Consider the following 21,791-nt stretch of genomic DNA (forward strand, 5'->3'; position numbering starts at 1 on the left):
TTAAAAGCATTTTTATGAAGCATTTCTGTATTATGTTACTCTTATTTACGGTTACACTTCAGGCGCAATTTCAGATAAACGGAATTGTAAAAGATTCTTCTACTAGCAAACCCTTACCATTTGCATCTATTAGCACTAATGACGGCACGAATACCGTTTCGGATGTGGATGGAAAATTTAGTATTTCAACTTCGATTAACACAAATAGCTTTACTGTTTCCTACATTGGATTTGAAAAGTCAGCAATCCAAATTGAAAAGAATAAAAAATATTATGCGGTGGTTCTTTCTCAAAACACCAATAATTTAAATGAAATATTCATTTCGAGAGAAAATCCAGCCCTAGCAATTATCCGAAAAACAATAGCTGCAAAGGACGGTAATAATCCTCAAAAAAAACTAAGCAGTTTTGAGTTCAAAACCTATAATAAACTAGTCGTAACGGCGAATCCCGATTCTATAAACGGCCGAATCGATTCTATTTTTATTGGAAAATCAATATCTAAAATCGATTCCTCTGATTATAAGTTTAAAGAAATTGTAAAACAACAACATTTGTTTCAAACAGAGAAAGTTTCGCAATTTCAATTTAAAAATTCAAAACTTAAAGAAACCATTTTGGCAACAAAAATGGCTGGTTTCAAGCAACCTGTTTATGAGATTATTTCTTTTAATCTGCAATCTTTTTCTATTTACGATTCCAGTTATGAGCTTTTTGAAACCAAGTACAACAGCCCTATTGCTAATGATGCGCTAAAAGATTACAACTATAAGCTATTAGATTCCGTTGTTGTTGATGGCCGAAACACCTATATGATTTATTTTAAAAACAAAAAGAAAAGTAAAGCAGCTGGACTAGAAGGCGTGCTGTATATAGATCAAAAAAATATGGCCATAGCCAAAGCTGTTATGCGCATAAAAGGGGTTCTGGATATTAGTGGAATTCATGAGTTTAAATACATTCCCGAAGAAGATCTTTGGTTTCCTTCTGACAAAACATTCAAAATTGTAAAAGGTAAAAATGACGATGATTTAAAAATTCTTGGTGGAACAATCCAATTTGACGGCGATGTAGAAAAAGATTTTAAAGCCCGAAAAAGAGAAGCTTCAGATTACACCTACTTACTTTCGCAAAGCAACATTTTTGATCTCAAGTACAATACTCCCGTACAAATAAAAAAAGCTTCGGTTTTTATAGAAATTAAAGACGACGCTATAAATAAACCAGAGAGTTTTTGGAACAAATACAGAAAAGACAGTTTAGACATTCGAAGCCAAAAAACCTATTTAGCCTTAGATAGTATTTCCATAAAAAATAGGATAGAGAGCAGAATCCTTTTTGGACGCAAAATAATCAATGGATATGTACCTATTGGACTGGTTGATTTAGATTTACGAAAAATAATTAGTTATAATAATTATGAAGGATTTCGCTTGGGAATCGGAGGTATCACTAACGAACATTTTTCGAAGAAATATAAAATTGATGGCTATTCAGCGTACGGAACCAAAGATGGCAAATTCAAATACAGTTTAGGAGCAGCAACTAGATTGGGTAAATTTTCAAATTCTTGGATTGGGATTTCCTATACAGATGATGTTCGTGAAATTGCCAGTACGGTATTTGCCATTGACAAAAGAGTTTTCAAAATATACGATCCAAGACCCATAAACATTAGTACTTTTTATAATTATGTAAGTTGGAAAACATACATTGAAACTAAAATTATTCCTAAAACAGAAAGTATTTGGGAGCTTTCAAAAACTGTTGTTGAACCAAAATTTAATTACACATTCAATCTCAACAACAAGTTGTATTCTGTCTACAATATGACAACCGCAATGGTTTCTTTGAAATGGAATCCTTTCAGCGATTATATGCAAACCCCAAACGGAAGAATTGAAGTCGAAAAACGATTTCCTAAATTCACTTTTCAGTTTACAAAATCGTTGCCTAAAATTGCTCAAAATGATTTTGATTTTGGCAAAATAGACTTTAGGACAGAGTATGAAAAAAAATATTTAAACGGTCAAAAAACAAGCTTGCTTTTTGAAGGCGGATACGCTTTTGGCGATCTTCCTTTGACGCATTTATACAATACTTCGCCAAATAACATCACGAAAGAAACTATAATTCAAAGAATCACTTTCTCCGGAAAAAACAGTTTTGAAACGATGTTTTTTAATGAATTCTTTTCAAGTGAGTATGCTTATTTTCAATTCAAACATGGTTTCAGCCGAGTAACTTTGTTCAAAAAAATAAAACCTTCGTTAGTACTGGTTTCTCGAATGGCTTGGGGAAATTTACAAAAGCCAGAACAACATATTGGACTAGATTACAAAACCCTCAACAAAGGTTATTTTGAATCTGGTGTTGAACTGAATCAAATTTACAAGGGATTAGGCCTAAGCGGATTTTATCGTTATGGTCCGAATCAACTGCTTAAATTTCAAAATAATATCGCCGTAAAAATAAGTTTTGTTCTAGATTTAGGTCTTTAACTACGGTTTAAATATCAATACAGAAGGAACTCTACTCAGCCAAATACTTCTTGAATCGACCAAAGTCTTCCAACTTTCTAGACTGATAATCATTAAATCCTGATTAGATAAAAATTCCTTTTTAACTATTCTATCCTGCATCAAGGAAATGTTTTTTGGATATTTTTTAAGTAAGGATTCTATTGAACTTTTAATAACAAAAGTCGAATTCACATGATTATTTACGTCCAAAACAACAACTTTAGAATCATTGTTATAAATTAATTTTTGAATGTAATCAATCAAAAATGCGTCTTCGGCATTAAAAATAGGAATGAATACTTGATTAACACCTTGCAAATCTTTATCGATTAAAATTCCTAAAGGCATTTTAGTTCTAGAAATAATTTGTCTTGTTCGCTCATCAAAAGGAGAGTTTTCAAACAGACCTTCTTTTCCCGTAAACTTATCAATCAAACGGTCTGGATTAATAATTCTAGTGGTAAAACCTATCACTTTCCCTAATATTGTCCCTTCAAAAATTGATTTACCTAGACCTACTAAAAGCAAATCATAATCACCTTCATTCGCAATTTCAGCAATCTCTGTTTCAATGTCAATGGTAGCTTTAAAAATAGTAGTGATTTCCTGATTTAGAAGTCGAGATTCTTCTACAATAGGAACAAAACTAGCTTTTTCTTTATCCTCCATATTAAAAGAATGCATTTCATCACTCAAGGACAAATGCATTGCCGTTATACTTGCCGTATCTTGTTGTTTTTTCACCAAACTATTCGCTAATCGCAACAACGACTTTCCTTTTTCGTTATTTCCAAAAGAAATTAAGATTCTGTATTTATCAATATTAGTTACAATTTCTGGAGTAATTGCGTCTTTATTTTTGAAGATATAATTGATTAAATCTAAGGCTGGACCAGTCATGAATGTGGTTACTAATGCCATAATAACCATCATGGTAAAGACTTCGGGAGTTAAAACTTTCAACTCTAAACCAATGTTCAAAACAATTAGTTCCATCAATCCTCTGGTGTTCATCAAAGCCCCAATAGTAAAACTATCACGCCAACTTTGCCCAACAAATTTTGCTGCCAAAGCACTTCCTAAAAATTTCCCAACCACCGCAACCAGAATAATAAATCCAGTTACTTTCCATAAATAAGGATCGTTAATAAGCCCTATTTCTGTTTTTAAACCTGTAAAAACAAAGAACAAAGGCAATAAAAGAATCAGCGAAACATCTTCAACTTTTTCAATAAATATAGTTCTGAATTTAGCTGCATCGGGCATAATAGCTCCGGTCATAAAAGCACCAAATAATGCATGTATCCCAATTACCTCCGTAGCATAAGACGAGATAATCAATGTAAGAAAAAAGATAGCCACAACTGGCTTAACAATTGTGTCTTTTGAACCATATAATTCCCCTATTCGTTTCAAAAAAGGTTTCACGACAAACAACATAGCGAGCACATAAACCAAGGCTAAACCTATAATATATAGCGAACTAACAAAAGTTCCTGCTTTTACAATTGCAATTACAACTGCTAATATGCACCAAGCCGTAATATCATCTGCAGCGGCACATGTTATTACAATAGCGCCTAATTTAGTTTTATGAATGCCTCGTTCTTGAACAATTCGTGCCAAAACTGGAAAAGCAGTAATACTCATAGCAATCCCCATGAACAAACTAAAGGAAAGAAATTTTACCCCATCAGGAGCAAACCTGTTATATACAAAATAAGCGAGCCCAATTCCTAATGCAAAAGGAATAACAATACTAGCATGACTGATAACAACGGCTTCATTAGCTTTGTTTTTCAATACTTTTAAATCCAGTTCCATTCCTATGACAAACATGAAAAGTATTAATCCAATCTGGCTTAAAAACTTTAAATTCCCTAGTGATTCTACAGGAAACAAAGCTGCTGAGAATTCAGGAAAATACATCCCTAACAAAGAAGGTCCAAGAACAATCCCGGCGATAATCTCACCTATTACTGATGGTTGTCCTATTTTTTTGAATAACCAACCAAAAAAACGAGCTACAAAAATTATCGTAATAATTTGCGCAAGCAAAATAGCCAACGGATCCTGAAAATTATGTTGCATGGAAGCCAAAAAGTCATTCCAAGAACCATTTTCAATTTCGGTTTTTGCAATGGTTTTAGCGGATTCCAGATATTTTCCTTTATTTATAATCCAATACGTTAAAGCAGCGAAACCACCCGTTACACCAATATAAAATAAACCGTTTTTATAATTCTTCATACTTATATTTAAGTCGTAATTATCCCATCTAAATATCGCAAAGATGAGAAAACCAAATATATGAATTATTATAGCACTAAAAATAGTAACCTAAATTTAATCTCGACGAAATTTTAACCTTTTAAAAAAGAAATCTACTCTTCAAAAGCTTAAAAATAACCAAGCTTTATATACCTTTACCGCCTGTAAATATAAAATATGGTCAAGTGGTTTAGTTTAGGATTCTGGGAATTAATTGCCCGAATCGTACTTAGAAATAGAATTTTAATGTTATCTATAATTGTTGGGATAACAGCTCTTTTGGCAATGCAATGGAAGAACATCCATTTCACCTTTACGGAGGCTAATATGTTGCCCGATGATAATATTGCTAATGTAGAATACAATGCTTTCCTAAATAAATTTGGCGAAGAGGGTAACTTGATTATCATTGGTGTAAAAGACAAAACTTTTTTTACGCCAAAAGCATATGCTGCTTGGAGCAAATTAATGAATGGCCTGAAAAAAGACAAAGCCATTGATTTAGTAATTTCTTTAAACGATTTAAAGAAGCTACAAAAAAATGATTCTCTTGAAAAATTTGAATTAGTTCCTTTTGTTGACCAAAGCAAAACAATTGATAAATCCTATTTAGAGAAAATAAAAAAGGAGCTCTTTAATGATTTGCCTTTTTACGAAGGATTACTTTTCAATAAAAGATCTGGGAGTATTCGTTCTGCTATTTACATGGATAAAAAAATTGTAAATACTAAAGCTCGAAAAGAATTCATCCTAGAAAAATTAGTTCCAGCAGTTGAAAAATTTGAAAAAGAAACCAATATTGACCTGCGCGTTTCTGGAATGCCCTATATCAGAACGCTAAACGCAAAAACCATTGTTGACGAAATAAGCATCTTCATTGGAGCTTCATTATTAGTAACTTCATTGTTGTTTTTCTTCTTTTTTAGAAGTTTTAGAGCCACCTTGATTTCGATGGTTATTGTAATTATTGGCGTAATGTGGTCCTTTGGATTCTTAGGTTTATTAAATTACGAAATCACTGTTTTAACCGCTTTGGTTCCTTCTTTGATTATTGTAATTGGGATTCCAAATTGCATTTTCCTAACTAATAAATACCATCAGGAATACAAAGTGCACCGAAACAAAGCCAAAGCGCTGCAACGCGTAACTACCAAAGTAGGAATGGCTACACTGATGACTAATGTAACTACAGCCATTGGTTTTGCAACATTTGTAGCGTCTAATAATGACTTATTGTTAGAATTTGGAGTGGTAACCGCCATTAATATCATAGCGTTATTCTTTTTATGCATCATTGTAATTCCTATTTTCCATAGTTATATTCCTGCACCAAAAGATCGTCATATTGAGCATTTAGACAGAGGTTCTGTAAAAAAATTCATGGATTGGATTTTACATACAGTAAAAACTAACCGTTTTTCTATTTACGTGGTGGCCGTTTCCTTGCTTGTTATCAGTATTATTGGGATTTACAAAATGCGAATTTCAGGAAGTTTGATTGAGGACATGCCTAAAAAAGAAGCCTTTTTCCAAGATATTGTTTTCTTCGAAAAAGAATTTGATGGGGTTATGCCGTTAGAAATTATGATTGACACCAAACGTAAAAAAGGCGTTATGAAATTGTCAACGCTGAGACGAATGGAAGAATTAGAAACTACTATTGACGAAATTCCAGAATTGTCAAAACCGATTTCAATTGTCAACTTGGTTAAGTATTCTAAACAAGCATATTATAACGGAAATCCGGATTATTACGAATTGCCAACATCACAAGAGCAAGCATTTATTTTGTCTTATGCCAAAAATGCTACAAAAGACACCAAAGGCAATCTGATGAAAAGCTATGTGGATTCAACGGGTCAATTTGCCCGAATTACCACTTTTATGCGAGATGAAAGCGGTGATAATATGCCTAAAATTGAAGCTGAAATTCGTAAAAAAGCGGATAAGCTTTTCCCTCCAGACCGTTTTCATGTAACAATTACTGGGAAAGCATTAGTGTTCCAGAAAGGAACTGGATATTTGCTGGATAATTTACTTTCTTCGTTGATTTTTGCCTTTTTCCTAACTGCGCTTTTAGTTGCTTTTATGTTCCGTTCGTTCAAAATGGTATTGGTTTCTATTATTCCAAATCTATTGCCGTTGTTGCTAACTGCAGGAATTATGGGCTTTTTAGACATTCCATTAAAACCATCAACGATATTAGTTTTCGGAATTGCTTTTGGACTTTCGGTGGATGATACCGTTCGATTCCTAGCGCAATATCGAGAAGAATTGAAGAAAAACCATTGGAAAATACGCAAATCTGTTTACGCTACTTTTAATGATGCTGGTTTGAGTATGTTTTATACTTCAATTGTATTATTCTTTGGGTTTTCGGTATTTATGTTGTCTAGTTTTGGCGGAACCATTGCGCTTGGCGGCTTAATATCTTTGACCTTGTTATTTGGAATGTTGTCCAATTTAATGTTATTACCTGCTTTGGTTTTGACTTTGAATAAAACATTGGCCAACGAGCAGGAATTCATTGAACCAAAAATTGACATCATCGAACACAGCGACGAAGAGATTGACGCGTTAGAAAAAGAATAAATTAATTTTTAGATTCTACGGTTTTTTAGCCCTGATTGCAGGTGATATCCTTTTAAGAGGCAATTTTTCATTGCCTCTTAAAAGATAAAACCGAAAAGCAGGAAATAGCTCCTGATTAGACCATTTGTCACAATGGCATTTCCAAACAAATCAATTATATTTGTATTTCGATAAAATACTATTTCTCAATATCAATTATATCTAAAATGAAACATACAAAAGTTAAAGACTTACTAAACAGCAGCACGATGCTTCATGAGGTAAATGCAAAAGGATGGGTGAGGACTTTTAGAAACAATCAATTTATTGCTTTGAATGATGGTTCTACCATCAATAATATACAATGTGTTGTCGATTTTGAGAACACTCCCGAAGAAACTTTGAAAAGAATCACAACTGGGGCTTCGGTTTCAGTAATTGGAACTTTGGTTGAAAGTAAAGGTGCGGGTCAAAAATATGAAATTCAGGTTTCTAAATTGGAAATTCTGGGCGACTCAGATCCAGAGAAATTTCCAATGCAACCTAAGAAACACTCGCTTGAATTCTTGCGTGAAAATGCACACTTGAGAGTTCGTACAAATGCTTTTGGGGCAATTATGCGTGTGCGTTCGGTATTGTCATTTGCAGTTCATAACTATTTTCAGGAAAAAGGATTTGTGTATGTTAATACGCCAATTATAACTGGTTCTGATGCTGAAGGCGCTGGTGAGATGTTCAAAATTACAGCTTTGCCTTTTGACAATACCCCAAGAAACGACGAAGGGAAAGTTGATTATAAAAAAGATTTTTTTGGTAAAGAAACCCATTTAACGGTTTCTGGACAATTAGAAGGAGAAACTTTTGCCATGGCTTTGGGACAAATTTATACGTTTGGACCAACGTTTAGAGCAGAGAACTCGAATACTTCTCGTCACTTGGCGGAATTCTGGATGATTGAACCTGAAGTGGCTTTCAATGATTTAGATGACAACATGGACTTGGCGGAAGATTTCATTCAATACGTAATCAAATATGTATTGGAAAAATGTCCCGAAGATTTGAAATTTCTAGAAGGACGTTTACTTGAAGAAGAAAAATCAAAACCACAAGCGGACAGAAGCGAAATGGCTTTGTTAGAAAAACTAAACTTTGTTTTGGAAAACAACTTCAAACGCGTTTCGTACACCGAAGCAATTGAAATTTTGAGAAATTGTACGCCAAATAAAAAGAAAAAATTCAATTATATCATTGACGAATGGGGTGCTGATTTACAATCAGAGCACGAACGCTTCCTTGTAGAAAAACACTTTAAATGTCCTGTGATTTTGTATGATTATCCAGCAAACATTAAAGCATTTTATATGCGTTTGAACGAAGACGGAAAAACAGTTCGCGCTATGGACATTCTTTTCCCTGGAATTGGAGAAATTGTAGGTGGTTCTCAAAGAGAAGAACGCTATGATGTTTTAGTCGAAAAGATGAAAGCTTTAGGAATTGATGAAGAAGAATTATGGTGGTATTTAGATACCCGCCGATTTGGTTCAGCGGTTCATTCTGGTTTCGGTCTTGGATTTGAAAGATTGGTATTGTTTGTAACTGGTATGACTAATATTCGTGACGTAATTCCTTTCCCTAGAACGCCAATGAACGCAGAATTCTAAAAATTTGTTTCCCGTTTAAAAGTTTCAAGTTCAACAACCTGAAGCTTTAAACATTAAACAAAAACAACAAAATATAAAATGCTAAAGCAATTTCTAAATCTAAAATTATCCCAAAAATTATCTCCTCAACAAATCCAGTTGATGAAGCTAATTCAATTGCCTACCCAAGCATTTGAACAACGTTTGTTAGAAGAAATGAACGAAAATCCAGCACTAGAAGCCGGAAAAGAAGAAGAGGAATACGAAAAAGATGAGTTCGACAACGAAGATTATGATGACTATGATGATGCCGAATCCGAAAGAATCGATGCTGAAGACATTAACATAGATGAATATTTAAGCAACGACGACACTCCGGAATATAAAACTCAAGCAAACAATTACAGTGATGACGATGATGATCACGATGCTCCTTTTGCAGCGCCTATAAGTTTTCATCAAGATTTAATCAATCAATTAAACACCTTCATTTTAAGTGATGAAGACCGCGAAATCGCAGAATTTCTCGTTGGTAGTATTGATGATATGGGGTACATCCGCAGAAGCATTCCTGATATGGTAGATGATATGGCGTTTACTCAAGGGATTTATACGGATGAAAAAACAGTGGATCGCATGCTACAAGTTATCCATGAACTGGAACCATCTGGAGTTGGTGCGCGCGATTTACAGGAATGTTTACTCTTGCAGTTAAAACACAAAACGCCTACGGAGTATGTTGCATTAGCAACTGATATCATCGAAAATCAGTTTGATGCTTTCACTAAAAAACATTACGACAAGCTTTTACAGAAATACAATGTTTCGAATGAGCAACTCAAAAAAGCCATTCATGAAATCGAAAAACTAAATCCAAAACCTGGAGGTTCCTTTACCGGAAACAATAAAGTTACCGAAAATGTAGTTCCTGATTTTGCTATTAGAATTGTAGACGGCGAATTAGAATTGACCTTAAACGGCCGAAATGCTCCTTCCTTACATGTCTCAAAAGACTATCAGGAAATGATGCAAACCTATAAAGATTCCCGTGATAAATCTGCTCAACAAAAAGATGCTGTACAATTTATCAAACAAAAACTGGATTCCGCAAAATGGTTTATTGATGCCATTCGTCAACGTCAGGAAACGCTTTTTGTAACTATGAATGCTATTATGCATTATCAGAAAGAATATTTTCTGGAAGGCGATGAAACTAAATTGAAACCGATGATTCTGAAAGACATTGCTGACATGGTAGGTCTTGATATTTCAACGATTTCACGCGTGGCCAATAGCAAATATGTAGAAACTCCTTATGGCACCAAATTAATCAAAGAATTCTTCTCAGAAGCCATGAAAAATGATCAGGGAGAAGATGTTTCCACTCTTGAAATTAAAAAAATTCTAAAAAATACCATCGAAGAAGAAGACAAACACAAACCGCTTCCAGATGATCAATTAGCTGAAATTCTTAAAGAAAAAGGCTATCCAATTGCCCGAAGAACAATTGCAAAATACAGAGAACAACTCGATATTCCTGTAGCAAGAATGAGAAAGAAAATGTAAAATGGAATTTTAATATATAAAAAGGGGAAATATGTTTTAAACAAATTTCCCCTTTTTTATTTCTTCTCTTGATCTTTCTTCTCCTCATCCTTCCGCATCGCGTGATAATAAGCAGCACGACTTAGTGGCTCGTATTCTTCGGTTTCCCCTAACATCACGAGTTTATCATTGTCCGTTTTTCGAAAACTATAATTGGCAAGATTTCCGGTACGAGTGCACACCGCATGCACTTTAGTAACATATTCGGCGGTTGCCATAAGTGCAGGCATTGGGCCAAAAGGATTTCCTTTAAAATCCATATCGAGTCCTGCAACAATTACACGAATCCCTTGGTTTGCTAAATCATTACAAACCGTAACAATTTCGTCGTCAAAAAACTGTGCTTCGTCAATACCAACCACATCACAGCCTTGCGCCAAAATTGCAATATTAGCTGCTGCAGGAACTGGCGTAGAACGAATTTCGTTAGCATCATGTGAAATAACCATTTCATCATGATAACGCGTATCGATGGCAGGCTTGAAAATTTCAACTTTCTGCTTGGCAAATTGTGCTCGTTTTAGTCGGCGAATAAGTTCTTCGGTTTTGCCCGAAAACATCGAACCGCAAATGACTTCAATCCAACCAAATTGTTCTTTATGATTTACTGTATTTTCGAGAAACATTTTGTATTTTTCAACTTTAAAAATGAATAGTTTTTATTACTTTGTAATCGTAATAAATCAACCTAAAAAATTTAATACTTTTACGTTTTTCAAAAGTAGATATTTTTTATTAAAGGTGACTTCTTCCTTGGGTTAAATAAAAAATAAAGAAGCTTTAAACATAAAGACACGCCTAATTCACTATAATTTCAAACGATATGAAAAAAAGATTGGAAGCCGATTTAATCAGCATTGCACACAGAATTTTACAATTAAAAAACAAATCTGACATCAATCAACTCTATCTAGAAACCCAAAAATTATATGAAAAATTAGCGGTACTACGATTTGTCGATGCTCAATTTGGCGATATAAAACCTACTATCGGTCAGGCCGAAATAGAAAAACAGATTGAAGAAGTTTTTGAAACAATTGAAAATTCCCCAATTGCAAGTGTCGTTATTGAAGAAATTATAGAAATTCCTGAAGCAACAACAGAAACTACCAATTCAGAAGTTGAAGCGGAAAAAGAAGAAATTATTATAGAAGAAATTGTTGAAGAACCTGTTGCTGAAGAAGAAATAGTAGCTGAGGAAGCGGCACCATCTGAAGATCTATCTTTCCACCCTTCTTTCGAATTAACTGAGGAAGAACCAGAAGAAGTAGAAGTAGAAGAAATAAAAAAACCAGAAGTTGTTCAAATTTCTTTTGAGGACTTATTAGGTGGAAATTATGATGAAGCACAATTTGTAAAAGTGCATCCAGTAGAAAACATTCCAACCGCAATTGCTATTGATTTTGAAGAAAAAGAACTAATTCCTATTCCAGAAATCAACATTGAAGAACCGGAAGAACCAAAAGCAATAACACTTAATGAGAAATTAGCTAAAGGAATTAATATTGATTTGAATGATAGAATTGCCTTTACAAAACAACTATTTGGCAATAGCAGCGAAGATTACAACCGCGTTTTGAATCAATTAATTACCTATGACAGCTTTGAAGAAACAAAAGATTTCATTGAAGATATGGTCAAACCAGATTACAACAACTGGGAAGGAAAAGAAGAATATGTACAACGTTTTATGGAAATTATAGAGAAAAAATTCTCTTAAACAACTGTACAATCACTAAATAAAATTCAAATAAACACAAATCCCGATAAACCGTCGGGATTTATGTTTCACACTTATAGCTATGTCAAAATTATATATTGTTCCTACTCCTATTGGCAATCTCGAAGACATGACTTTTCGCGCCATTCGTATTCTGAAAGAAGTCGATTTGATTTTGGCAGAAGACACGCGAACCAGCGGGAAATTGCTAAAACACTTTGAGATAAGCACACACATGTATAGCCACCACATGCACAACGAACATAAAACAGTCGAAAATTTAATTTCTCGATTGAAAGCGGGCGAAAATATAGCTTTGATTTCAGATGCAGGAACTCCTGCCATTTCGGATCCTGGTTTTTTGTTAACCCGTGCTTGTGTCGAAAATGGTGTGGAAGTTGAGTGTTTGCCTGGTGCAACAGCCTTTGTTCCTGCCTTAGTAAATAGTGGTTTACCCAATGATAAATTTGTTTTCGAAGGGTTTTTGCCTGACAAAAAAGGAAGACAAACTCGTTATTTGGCATTGGCCGAAGAAACCCGAACCATGATTTTATATGTTTCCCCACATAAATTAGTCAAAACCTTAATTGAATTTATTACTTATTTTGGCGAAGACAGACCTATTTGTGTTTCTAGAGAATTGTCAAAATTGCATGAAGAAAACGTACGCGGTAGTGTTCGAGAAGTATTAACTCATTTCGAAAAAACGGCACCTAGAGGAGAAATTGTAGTTGTTGTAGGAGGAAAAACGCTAACTAAAGAACCTAAAAAAAATAAATTTTCAGACGAAGAATAAAATAATATATGAGTACAACATCCTTTTTAGAAAAATTAAAAAGCACGCCAGAAGCGGTAACCTTTGCAGAAACTATTGCCGTAATTGAGGAAAATTACACTTTTACACCAACCGCTTTTCAAAACGGATTACAACATAATGATGCAGGTGAAAATTCAGGTTCTTGCAAATTATTTGCTTTTGCAAAAGTACTACAGCTAACAGAAACGGAAACATTAGCGTGTTTTGGGGCCTATTATTCTGAAGAAGTTTTGGGAGATCCTAGCGGAACAAATCATCAAAACATTCGCAATTTTATGAAAACAGGCTGGAGCGGAATTCAGTTTGAAGGCGAAGCTTTACAGTTGAAATAAAAGTTACTATTCGGTGTCAGGTCGAGCGCAGTCGAGACCAATTGATGTATCTCGACTGCGCTCGACTTGACAAAATCCTTACTGAAAATCCTATAATCCCAAGTCAATATGCGTTGGACAATCAAACCAAAACCTTCTGAAGAAAAAATAAAACAATTGGCGCAAGCCTTGAATGTGGAGGATTTTGTGGCAACTTTATTGGTTCAACGAGGGATTGAAACTTATGAAGACGCCAAACGTTTTTTCCGTCCTACGCTGAATGATTTAAACGATCCGTATCTGATGAAAGATATGGACAAAGCTGTCGAGCGAATTGAAACTGCCATTGCCAATCAAGAAAACATATTAGTTTTTGGAGATTACGATGTGGATGGAACAACTGCTGTATCACTAGTTTCATCGTATTTAAAAACCTACTATCCAAATGTTGCCACCTATATTCCTGACCGATATGATGAAGGCTACGGAATTTCATTTAAAGGAATTGACTTTGCTGATGACAATGGTTTTTCTTTAATTATTGCCTTGGATTGCGGCATTAAATCTATTGACCATATTGCTTATGCGAAAGAGCGAAATATTGATTTTATCATTTGTGACCACCACCGTCCAGGTGAATTTTTGCCAGAAGCTGTTGCTATTTTAGATCCCAAAAGAAACGATTGCAACTATCCCTATGACGAATTATGCGGATGCGGAATAGGTTTTAAATTAATTCAAGCTTTGGGCACAAATAGAAATCAGACTATTGATGATTTAATTCCCTATTTAGATTTGGTAGCAGCCGCAATTGCTGCAGATATCGTTCCAATGACAGGAGAAAACAGAGTGTTAGCCTATTTTGGATTACAAGTTATCAATTCAGAACCAAGACCTGGAATTAAAGCATTAATTTTTCAATTAAAAAAACAAACCCTAGATATAACTGATGTAGTTTTTATCATAGCTCCTAGAATAAATGCTGCAGGACGCATCAAACACGGGAATCATGCCGTTGAATTATTAACAGAATTTGACTTTGAGCAAGCCCAACAATTTGCTTCCGAAATTGAAGCATACAACTCCGAACGTAAAGATCTAGACAAGCAAATCACCAAAGAAGCGCTACAGCAAATTGAGGAAAATAAAGAGCAAAAACGATTTACTTCGGTGGTTTTTCAAGAAACTTGGCACAAAGGCGTCATTGGAATCGTAGCTTCAAGATTGATTGAAACCTACTATCGTCCAACCTTAGTTTTTACCAAAAGTGGGGATAAATATGCAGCTTCAGCTCGTTCCGTAAAAGGATTTGATATATATAATGCACTCGAAGCCTGCTCCGAATACTTAGAGCAATTTGGCGGTCACATGTATGCCGCAGGAATGACATTAAAAGAAGAAAATTACCAACTCTTCAAAGATGCTTTCGAAAAGGAAGTCGAAAAAACCATTCATCCTGATATGCTGACCCAAGAAATTTCAGTTGATGCTGAAATTAATTTTACTGATATTACCCCAAAACTAACCCGAATCTTAAAGCAATTTGAACCTTTTGGCCCACAAAATATGACTCCCGTTTTCTTGACAAAAAACATAAAAGATACTGGCTATGGAAAACCAATGGGACAAGAAGAAGAACATTTAAAACTTTTTGTCAAGCAAAATAATTCGGAAGGAATTCCCGCAATTGGTTTTGGATTAGGCAATAAATTTGATGTAACAACCCATCAAAAACCTTTTCAAGCTGTGTATTCTATTGATGAAAATGAATGGAAAGGACAACTGAGTTTACAATTGCGATTAAAAGACATTCAATAAACTGAAAATATGAAAAAGAACGACCCTTACGAAGCCTTACGATATAGAGAATTCAATATTTTTTTATTGTTGCGCTTTGCCATGGTTTTTGCTTGGTCTATGCAATTTATCGTCATAGAGTGGGAAGTTTACAGTTTGACAAAAAATCCACTTTCCCTTGGAATAATTGGCTTGATGGAAATAATTCCAGCCATTTCGATGGCATTATTTGCAGGACATATTGTAGATCAAAATGAAAAAAAAGGCCTGCTTTTAAAATGTATTTTAGGATTCTCCGTAATTAGTCTTGGCTTATTTTTATTAACATGGCCGCCTTTTATAGGGGATTTTTCTAAAAAAATAATTTTATATTCTATATACTTTCTTGTCTTTTTAGGCGGATTAGTAAGAGCATTTCTTGGGCCAACAATATTTTCTCTTTTATCTTTGATTGTCCCTAAAAAAGCTTACCCAAATGCCGCCACTTGGAGCAGTTCGGTTTGGCAAATAGGCTCTGTTTTGGGTCCTGCAATAGCTGGTTTTTCTATTAATTGGATTGGTGTTCACTGGTCTATGTGTATTGTGTTAGGGTTTTCTGTTTTTGCTTTAATGGCTTTATCACAAATAGCCGTTAAACCAATATTAAATCCAAAAATCGGGGAACCTATTATGGAAAGTTTGAAAGAAGGGGTGAAATTTGTCTTCCATAATAAAACAATTTTAGGTGCTTTGTCATTAGATATGATAGCCGTACTTTTTGGCGGAGCTGTTGCGTTACTCCCAGTTTTTGCTCAAGATATTTTAAAAGTGGGTCCTGAAGGATTTGGTGTATTAAGAGCCGCTCCTGCTGTTGGTGCCTTTTTGACAATGTTCATATCCGCTTATGTTCCTTTAAATAAAAATGCAGGAATGAAACTCTTGGGAGCTATTTTTGGTTTTGGAATTTGTATTATTGTATTTGGCGTTTCTTCTATTTTTTGGGTGTCTGTTATAGCCTTATTTTTAAGTGGAATTCTCGATGGAATTTCAGTGGTTATCCGACAAACTATTTTACAACTTAAAACTCCTGATCACATGCGAGGTCGTGTAGCGGCAGTAAACTCCATATTTGTTGGTTCTTCAAATGAGTTGGGCGCTTTTGAAAGTGGGCTAACCGCTAAATTAATGGGAACTGTAACTGCGGTAGTTTTTGGCGGAAGCATGACTCTTTTAACAGTACTAATAACTGGAATAAAATCGCCTACTTTTAGAAATTTAGATTTACAAAAAGAATTAGATGAACACCGAAATCAAGAATAATTAGTACTTTTTGATTTCGAAATTTTCACCGTCAAAAACACCATAAGTAAAATACGTAATCCAATCTCCAAGATTAACATATTCGGCATTTTCGCCTACAGGAATTTTCATAGGCAAATGTCTGTGACCAAAAACGAGGTAATTGTAATGCTTAGTTTCTAATTTTCTTTTGGAATAAAGAATAAGCCATTCGTTTTCTTCGCCAAGAAATTTCACGTCTTCATCACCAGAAATAAGCTTGTTTTTCACCGAAAGGTATTGTGCTAAACCAACTCCAATATCTGGATGAAGCCATCTGAAAAGCCATTTTGAAAACGGATTAGTAAACACTTTTTTCATTCGTTTATAACCCATATCGCCTGGTCCTTTTCCGTCACCGTGACCTATTAGGAAAGTTTTATCTCCAAAAGTAAATTCCTGATTATCATGATATACTGGAATGTTCAATTCCTTTTGGAAATAATCGTTCATCCATAAATCGTGGTTTCCTACGAAAAAATAAATAGGAATCCCGCTATCGCGAATTTCGGCTAGTTTGCCTAAAACTCTAATAAATCCTTTAGGAACAACTGTTTTATATTCGAACCAAAAATCAAACAAATCACCCAATAAAAAAATTGCTTCTGCGTCAACTTTAACCTCATCAAGCCAAGCCACAAATCGCTGTTCTCTAGGAAAACTTAATGCAGGAGTTGGTGCTCCAAAATGTTGGTCTGAAGCAAAATATATTTTTTTGTCGTTGAGTAATTGCATGCCGCTAAAGTAAGAATTTAGAGTTACAAATTATCGCTTGCAAACCATTCCGCAAAGGAAGAATCTGTTTCTTGTAATTTTAAAGAAAAAAGTTTGATTCCGTCAGGCAATCTTCCCATAATTCTGTTTGAAAAATCGACAACCATATTTTCGCTTGTTGGCTGATAATCAACTAAAATCACGTGATGCCCTCTGTCTTTTAACTCTTTTGCTAATTCTATATGAGGAGTAGTTTCATTAAAAACGGTAGCATGATCAAACTGATCTACAATTTCTTCTTTTACAATTTTTTTCAAATCAGTAAAATCGATAACCATACCAAATTTCACATCATTCCGATTTGTAATTGGGGTTCCTATTACAGTAACCGACAATTTATAACTATGTCCATGAACATTTTTACATTTTCCATCGTACCCATATAAGGCGTGTCCGGTCTCGAAACTAAATTGCTTTGTAATTCTGATATTGCTCATCGGAGTTTAATTTTGGTTGCAAATTTACAAATAATTAACCGTTTTCATCTCTTTTTTTGGCTCTGTTATACATCCAATACGCAAGACCTACAAGAATTACAAATGGAATAAAGGAACCAATTATTACACCAGTTTGATAATTGCTATCGATGGCGTTTTTGAGTTTTTCCTCAATATTTACTTGTTGTATTAAAGATATAATGCCCATTACTCCTTTATTTTTTAAATTGATTTAAAGCTTTTTTAGTAAAATCAGACAATACTAATCTCCCGGAAATTGCGGCACGTTCTTTTAATAATTCGTCCCAATGATCTGTTCCTTCCCAAAGAACTTTTTTAATTTCAAACAAGGCCTCAGGATTAAAACTTGCCAATCTGGAACTGAATTCAATCAAAGCTTCATCTAATAATTCTATGGTTTCAAATGTATTGGCATACAATCCTTTTTCTTTAGCCCAATCTGCTGTTTTCCATTCGTGAGCGGCCAAAGTCATTTCGGCCAAAGCAGTTTTTCCAATTTTTCTAGAAACAGCAGGCTCAATTACAAACGGACCAATTCCTATTGCTAATTCTGATAATTTTATTGATGCCTGTTTCGTTGCTAATGTATAATCACAAGCGGCAGCAATACCCACTCCTCCTCCTACGGCTTTGCCTTGAATGCGTCCAATAATTAGTTTAGGACATTTTCGCATAGCATTAATTAGGTTTGCAAATCCAGCAAAAAATGCTTCTCCCTCCTTTTGATTTGTAATAGCCATAAGCTCATCAAAAGAAGCTCCTGCACAAAAAACACCAGTTCCTTGACTTTTAATAACAAGAACTAAAACATCAGGGCGAGTACTTAAAGAGGTGATTTCGTTTGTAAGATTGTGCAATAATTGAGCAGGGAAAGCATTACTCGCCGGATGACTAAATTCCAGTGTAGCAATTTTGTTTTCAATTGAAGTAAGCAATAAACCAGCTTGATTTTCTGTTGGCATAAAACGAATTTTAATGTAAAGTTAAAACTATTACTGCTAGTTTCTTCTTTTTTTTAAATAAGTGATATGTTTTTTTCAAATTCTCTTTTTGAAACTTAATTGTACTATATTTGCTACCGAAACGGGGATGTAGCTCAGTTGGCTAGAGTGCTTGACTGGCAGTCAAGAGGTCGTGGGTTCGAGCCCCATCTTCTCCACCAGTAATACCAAGCCTTACAGTAATGTGAGGCTTTTTTTATGGAGGTTGAGTGTGCTTTTTGGGTGGCTTTTTGAAATTCCAAGTGTTAAAATGAAGCTCTACTTATGAGTGCTTAAACCTTTTTTTGGTTACTAATTCTTATAATCTTTACTGATTCTCTTTTATCATAATCTCATTAAGCATAAGTATCTAATAAAAAATGCCTTTTTGATAATTTACAAGTATTTTTATTCTATTTTTGAGAGGATAAATGAAGTAAAACTAGCTTTTACAATCTACTCATAATTGGGCGTATAGACAAAGTCTTTTGCACATATAAAAGTTAGAGACAATACAAATACCATCTTGATTGACAATTAAAAATATAAATAATGGATAAGGAAGAAAAAATATCAGCTGCACAAAAAATGTTAGGTGACTTTGCACCAAAACTTTTGGGCTATACTGACAATATACTATTTGGTGACTTATGGGAAGGCAAAGAGCTATCCAGGCGTGAAAGAAGTTTAATTACTGTTGCCGCTTTGGTCGCTGGAGAACATTCTGGGCAACTTAAATTTCACTTAAATTATGCAAAAGAACACGGATTGACCGAAGAAGAACTTAAAGAAGTCATTACTCATTTAGCTTTCTATACAGGCTGGCCTAAAGCTATGACTGCGATAATGATAGCAAAAGAGGCATTTGAAAATGAAAAATAATAGCAATCAAAGATTGTAATAGCCTTTGTCGTCTTTAGCAATATAGCGATATTCTCCACCAGTAATACCAAGCCTTACAGTAATGTGAGGCTTTTTTTTATGGAATCATACGGTAATTTTACTGTCGGATATTGATTTTTATTTAACCAAGCGTTTTAAAACATAAGGTTCTCCCGGTGCAAGAACAAATACTCGTTCTGGATTAACAACTTGTGCTTTTAATTTTTCAGGATCTGCATTGAATGGTGCAAAATCAGGAGCATCAACTGAACCCCAATGACTTAATAATAATGGAGTATTTGGATAAGCATTTGCAATTTTCAAAGCTCCTTCAAAAGTAAAATGCCATTCACTATCGGAAAAATCAAATAAAATAGCATCTGGAGTTTTCATTTGCAAATGTTCATTCATTAGACGAGAATCTCCTTGAGCCCAAATCGAACCGTCTGGAGTATCGATCCAAAAACCACAAGCATCTTCATTCTTAAAATGTCTTTTACTCATTCCAGGATAAGCATTTTGATACGCATGATCAGCAGGTGTTAATCTGACTTTTATATTCCCAAAACGAAATTTTCCTCCAATAATGTGCCCAAAAGAAGGAAACCCTTCATTTGTCATTAATGAATCAACATAAATAGTAGAGTGAAAAGCCTTAGTAACAGGCAATAAATCTTTATTAGTTGGCAAACTAAAATGATCATTATCTGCATGTGAAATTAATATTGCGTCCAAATGAGGTATTTCTTTAGGCGTTATTGGAAACTCGATCATGACAGGCATATCGAAACCTTCTAACACGGGATCAAACATCATAGTGGTTCCACGACTATTAATAAAAAAACCTCCCATTCCTAACCATCTAATAACCGTTTGATTCGTAGGTTTAAATGCTTCAGCACCAAAAAATTGTGTTGGCGGAGCTTTAGCTTGATATTTTTTAATTACAATATTATTTTCTCCTGTATTTTCTTGAGTAGTTTGAGCCTTTAGAGCAACAGTAAGTGTTAACATTATTAACCCTAGGAATACTTTTTTTAGGTGCATGATATCGCTATTTAATGATTGCAAATTATATAATACAAATTTCTATCTAACTGATCAATTAACACTTATACAAATTACAGATTCTCATACCATTATTACAGATTCTAGATTGGAAAGGATGATTATTGGAAATCTTGTTCTAATTTTGATTCATACAAACGGAAATATGTTAGAGCAAAAAAAACTATTAAGTGTTAATCAGTTCATTACAGAAAGAGGACAAGATACTTTACATCCATTAGTATCTGTAATCGATCAGGCTTTATCAGGGCCAGTAAAAGTAGCGCATTATACTTCAGCTATTTATATCATTTTTTTAAAAGATTTGAAATGCGAAGAATTGTCTTATGGGCGAAACAAATATGATTATCAAGATGACTCTTTATTATTTATTGCTCCTGGAAAAAGTTTTGGTTACGAAGCGAAAGATAAAATAGTACAACCAAATGGTTGGGCTTTGGCATTTGATCCTGAATTAATAAAAGGGACTTCGCTTGGGAAAAAAATCAAAGAATACTCTTTCTTTGCCTACGATGCTAATGAAGCACTACATTTATCTAAAGCTGAAAAGCAAGTTGTGCTTGAATGTTTTTCAAAAATTTTACACGAACTAAATCATGCTATTGACAAGTATAGCAAGGATTTAATAGTAAACAATATCGAATTATTTTTGAATTATTGCTCTCGTTTTTATGACCGTCAATTTATCACAAGGGAAAATTTAAACAAAGCTCAATTGGCTAAATTTGAATATCTAATTGATGATTATTTTGAAACAAAAAAATCAAAAGAATTAGGATTGCCATTAGTGAGTTATTTTGCTGAAAAACTGCATCTCTCTGCAAATTATTTTGGAGATTTAGTAAAAAAACACTCTGGTAAATCTGCGCAAGAATTTATACAAGATAAAACAATCGAGTTAGCTAAAGAAAAAATACTTGATTTAAATAAATCTATAAGTGATGTTTCTTATGAAATGGGCTTTAAATATCCGCAACATTTTACCCGATTATTTAAACAAAGAGTTGGTATTCCCCCAAATGAATATAGAGCATTGAATCATCAATAAACAATCACAA

General features: G+C 34.2%; 18 protein-coding genes and 1 tRNA gene. 12 read left to right on the top strand and 7 right to left on the bottom strand.

The annotated features are described in order from the left end of the window. The first annotated feature begins 14 nt into the window (after positions 1 to 14). On the top strand, positions 15 to 2,501 hold the full coding sequence (locus C8C88_RS04855) for a DUF5686 family protein (RefSeq protein ID WP_121337034.1): 2,487 nt from the start codon (positions 15 to 17) through the stop codon (positions 2,499 to 2,501). On the opposite strand, the gene C8C88_RS04860 is transcribed toward C8C88_RS04855, so the two are convergent. Further along, positions 2,502 to 4,772: a cation:proton antiporter gene (locus tag C8C88_RS04860; protein WP_121337035.1), complete on the bottom strand. Its 2,271-nt coding sequence runs from the start codon at positions 4,770 to 4,772 to the stop codon at positions 2,502 to 2,504. 198 nt (positions 4,773 to 4,970) lie between these two features. Here C8C88_RS04860 and C8C88_RS04865 point away from each other — a divergent pair, with 198 nt between their 5' ends. The 3 genes from C8C88_RS04865 (at position 4,971) to rpoN (ending at position 10,570) form a co-directional block, all read left to right on the top strand. Further along, complete coding sequence (locus tag C8C88_RS04865) at positions 4,971 to 7,385, top strand: RND family transporter (protein WP_121337036.1); 2,415 nt, start codon at positions 4,971 to 4,973, stop codon at positions 7,383 to 7,385. 206 nt (positions 7,386 to 7,591) lie between these two features. Then, complete coding sequence (asnS, locus tag C8C88_RS04870; RefSeq protein WP_121337037.1) at positions 7,592 to 9,025, top strand: asparagine--tRNA ligase; 1,434 nt, start codon at positions 7,592 to 7,594, stop codon at positions 9,023 to 9,025. A 78-nt stretch (positions 9,026 to 9,103) separates the two neighbouring features. After that, complete coding sequence (gene rpoN, locus C8C88_RS04875; RefSeq protein ID WP_121337038.1) at positions 9,104 to 10,570, top strand: RNA polymerase factor sigma-54; 1,467 nt, start codon at positions 9,104 to 9,106, stop codon at positions 10,568 to 10,570. A gap of 56 nt (positions 10,571 to 10,626) precedes the next feature. Here rpoN and C8C88_RS04880 read toward each other — a convergent pair whose 3' ends face one another. Beyond that, positions 10,627 to 11,235, bottom strand: coding sequence for a thymidine kinase (locus tag C8C88_RS04880; RefSeq protein WP_121337039.1), 609 nt, complete (start codon positions 11,233 to 11,235; stop codon positions 10,627 to 10,629). 197 nt (positions 11,236 to 11,432) lie between these two features. Between C8C88_RS04880 and C8C88_RS04885 the strand changes: the two genes are divergently transcribed. The 5 genes from C8C88_RS04885 to C8C88_RS04905 all read left to right on the top strand — a co-directional run bounded on the left by C8C88_RS04885 (position 11,433) and on the right by C8C88_RS04905 (position 16,553). After that, positions 11,433 to 12,329 (top strand): hypothetical protein, encoded by an 897-nt coding sequence (locus C8C88_RS04885; RefSeq protein ID WP_121337040.1) that lies wholly within the window; start codon positions 11,433 to 11,435, stop codon positions 12,327 to 12,329. Positions 12,330 to 12,411: 82 nt separating this feature from the next. After that, positions 12,412 to 13,125 (top strand): 16S rRNA (cytidine(1402)-2'-O)-methyltransferase, encoded by a 714-nt coding sequence (rsmI, locus tag C8C88_RS04890; RefSeq protein ID WP_121337041.1) that lies wholly within the window; start codon positions 12,412 to 12,414, stop codon positions 13,123 to 13,125. An 8-nt stretch (positions 13,126 to 13,133) separates the two neighbouring features. Continuing rightward, positions 13,134 to 13,478 carry a HopJ type III effector protein gene (locus C8C88_RS04895; RefSeq protein ID WP_121337042.1) on the top strand — a complete coding sequence of 115 codons (345 nt, stop codon included), beginning with the start codon at positions 13,134 to 13,136 and terminating at the stop codon, positions 13,476 to 13,478. 108 nt (positions 13,479 to 13,586) lie between these two features. Continuing rightward, entirely contained in the window at positions 13,587 to 15,275 is a 1,689-nt protein-coding gene (gene recJ / locus C8C88_RS04900) for a single-stranded-DNA-specific exonuclease RecJ (protein ID WP_121337043.1), read from the top strand. Between the two features lie 9 nt (positions 15,276 to 15,284). After that, the gene (locus tag C8C88_RS04905) at positions 15,285 to 16,553 is read left to right on the top strand and encodes an MFS transporter (RefSeq protein WP_121337044.1); all 1,269 of its coding nucleotides are present in this window, start codon (positions 15,285 to 15,287) and stop codon (positions 16,551 to 16,553) included. Here C8C88_RS04905 and C8C88_RS04910 read toward each other — a convergent pair whose 3' ends face one another. The 4 genes from C8C88_RS04910 to C8C88_RS04920 are packed head-to-tail and all read right to left on the bottom strand — an operon-like array spanning position 16,554 to position 18,765. Further along, a complete protein-coding gene (locus C8C88_RS04910) occupies positions 16,554 to 17,306 on the bottom strand; it encodes a UDP-2,3-diacylglucosamine diphosphatase (RefSeq protein ID WP_121337045.1) in 753 nt (250 codons plus the stop codon). It lies immediately after the preceding gene. Positions 17,307 to 17,329: 23 nt separating this feature from the next. Next, a complete protein-coding gene (locus C8C88_RS04915; protein ID WP_121337046.1) occupies positions 17,330 to 17,782 on the bottom strand; it encodes a 6-carboxytetrahydropterin synthase in 453 nt (150 codons plus the stop codon). Positions 17,783 to 17,816: 34 nt separating this feature from the next. Next, entirely contained in the window at positions 17,817 to 17,990 is a 174-nt protein-coding gene (locus C8C88_RS12920; protein ID WP_199711393.1) for a hypothetical protein, read from the bottom strand. A 7-nt stretch (positions 17,991 to 17,997) separates the two neighbouring features. Next, positions 17,998 to 18,765, bottom strand: coding sequence for an enoyl-CoA hydratase/isomerase family protein (locus C8C88_RS04920; RefSeq protein WP_121337047.1), 768 nt, complete (start codon positions 18,763 to 18,765; stop codon positions 17,998 to 18,000). Positions 18,766 to 18,888: 123 nt separating this feature from the next. Between C8C88_RS04920 and C8C88_RS04925 the strand changes: the two genes are divergently transcribed. Beyond that, a tRNA-Ala gene (locus C8C88_RS04925) sits at positions 18,889 to 18,965 on the top strand. Between the two features lie 370 nt (positions 18,966 to 19,335). Further along, positions 19,336 to 19,665 carry a carboxymuconolactone decarboxylase family protein gene (locus tag C8C88_RS04930; protein ID WP_121337048.1) on the top strand — a complete coding sequence of 110 codons (330 nt, stop codon included), beginning with the start codon at positions 19,336 to 19,338 and terminating at the stop codon, positions 19,663 to 19,665. A gap of 138 nt (positions 19,666 to 19,803) precedes the next feature. Here the strand turns inward: C8C88_RS04930 and C8C88_RS04935 are convergent, their stop codons facing one another. Continuing rightward, positions 19,804 to 20,679, bottom strand: a complete 876-nt coding sequence (locus tag C8C88_RS04935; protein WP_121338570.1) for an MBL fold metallo-hydrolase — start codon at positions 20,677 to 20,679, stop codon at positions 19,804 to 19,806. A 31-nt stretch (positions 20,680 to 20,710) separates the two neighbouring features. Here C8C88_RS04935 and C8C88_RS04940 point away from each other — a divergent pair, with 31 nt between their 5' ends. Next, complete coding sequence (locus C8C88_RS04940) at positions 20,711 to 21,781, top strand: helix-turn-helix domain-containing protein (protein WP_370453783.1); 1,071 nt, start codon at positions 20,711 to 20,713, stop codon at positions 21,779 to 21,781. The last annotated feature ends 10 nt before the right edge of the window (positions 21,782 to 21,791 follow it).

The sequence above is a fragment of the Flavobacterium sp. 123 genome (assembly GCF_003634825.1).
In the GTDB taxonomy this organism is placed as follows: domain Bacteria; phylum Bacteroidota; class Bacteroidia; order Flavobacteriales; family Flavobacteriaceae; genus Flavobacterium.

Excerpts from the sequence above, each read along its gene's own strand:
- C8C88_RS04855 (WP_121337034.1), top strand. The coding sequence starts at position 15 with ATGAAGCATTTCTGTATTATGTTACTCTTATTTACGGTTACACTTCAG.
- C8C88_RS04860 (WP_121337035.1), bottom strand. The coding sequence starts at position 4,772 with ATGAAGAATTATAAAAACGGTTTATTTTATATTGGTGTAACGGGTGGT.
- C8C88_RS04865 (WP_121337036.1), top strand. The coding sequence starts at position 4,971 with ATGGTCAAGTGGTTTAGTTTAGGATTCTGGGAATTAATTGCCCGAATC.
- asnS (WP_121337037.1), top strand. The coding sequence starts at position 7,592 with ATGAAACATACAAAAGTTAAAGACTTACTAAACAGCAGCACGATGCTT.
- rpoN (WP_121337038.1), top strand. The coding sequence starts at position 9,104 with ATGCTAAAGCAATTTCTAAATCTAAAATTATCCCAAAAATTATCTCCT.
- C8C88_RS04880 (WP_121337039.1), bottom strand. The coding sequence starts at position 11,235 with ATGTTTCTCGAAAATACAGTAAATCATAAAGAACAATTTGGTTGGATT.
- C8C88_RS04885 (WP_121337040.1), top strand. The coding sequence starts at position 11,433 with ATGAAAAAAAGATTGGAAGCCGATTTAATCAGCATTGCACACAGAATT.
- rsmI (WP_121337041.1), top strand. The coding sequence starts at position 12,412 with ATGTCAAAATTATATATTGTTCCTACTCCTATTGGCAATCTCGAAGAC.
- C8C88_RS04895 (WP_121337042.1), top strand. The coding sequence starts at position 13,134 with ATGAGTACAACATCCTTTTTAGAAAAATTAAAAAGCACGCCAGAAGCG.
- recJ (WP_121337043.1), top strand. The coding sequence starts at position 13,587 with ATGCGTTGGACAATCAAACCAAAACCTTCTGAAGAAAAAATAAAACAA.
- C8C88_RS04905 (WP_121337044.1), top strand. The coding sequence starts at position 15,285 with ATGAAAAAGAACGACCCTTACGAAGCCTTACGATATAGAGAATTCAAT.
- C8C88_RS04910 (WP_121337045.1), bottom strand. The coding sequence starts at position 17,306 with ATGCAATTACTCAACGACAAAAAAATATATTTTGCTTCAGACCAACAT.
- C8C88_RS04915 (WP_121337046.1), bottom strand. The coding sequence starts at position 17,782 with ATGAGCAATATCAGAATTACAAAGCAATTTAGTTTCGAGACCGGACAC.
- C8C88_RS12920 (WP_199711393.1), bottom strand. The coding sequence starts at position 17,990 with ATGGGCATTATATCTTTAATACAACAAGTAAATATTGAGGAAAAACTC.
- C8C88_RS04920 (WP_121337047.1), bottom strand. The coding sequence starts at position 18,765 with ATGCCAACAGAAAATCAAGCTGGTTTATTGCTTACTTCAATTGAAAAC.
- C8C88_RS04930 (WP_121337048.1), top strand. The coding sequence starts at position 19,336 with ATGGATAAGGAAGAAAAAATATCAGCTGCACAAAAAATGTTAGGTGAC.
- C8C88_RS04935 (WP_121338570.1), bottom strand. The coding sequence starts at position 20,679 with ATGTTAACACTTACTGTTGCTCTAAAGGCTCAAACTACTCAAGAAAAT.
- C8C88_RS04940 (WP_370453783.1), top strand. The coding sequence starts at position 20,711 with ATGATATCGCTATTTAATGATTGCAAATTATATAATACAAATTTCTAT.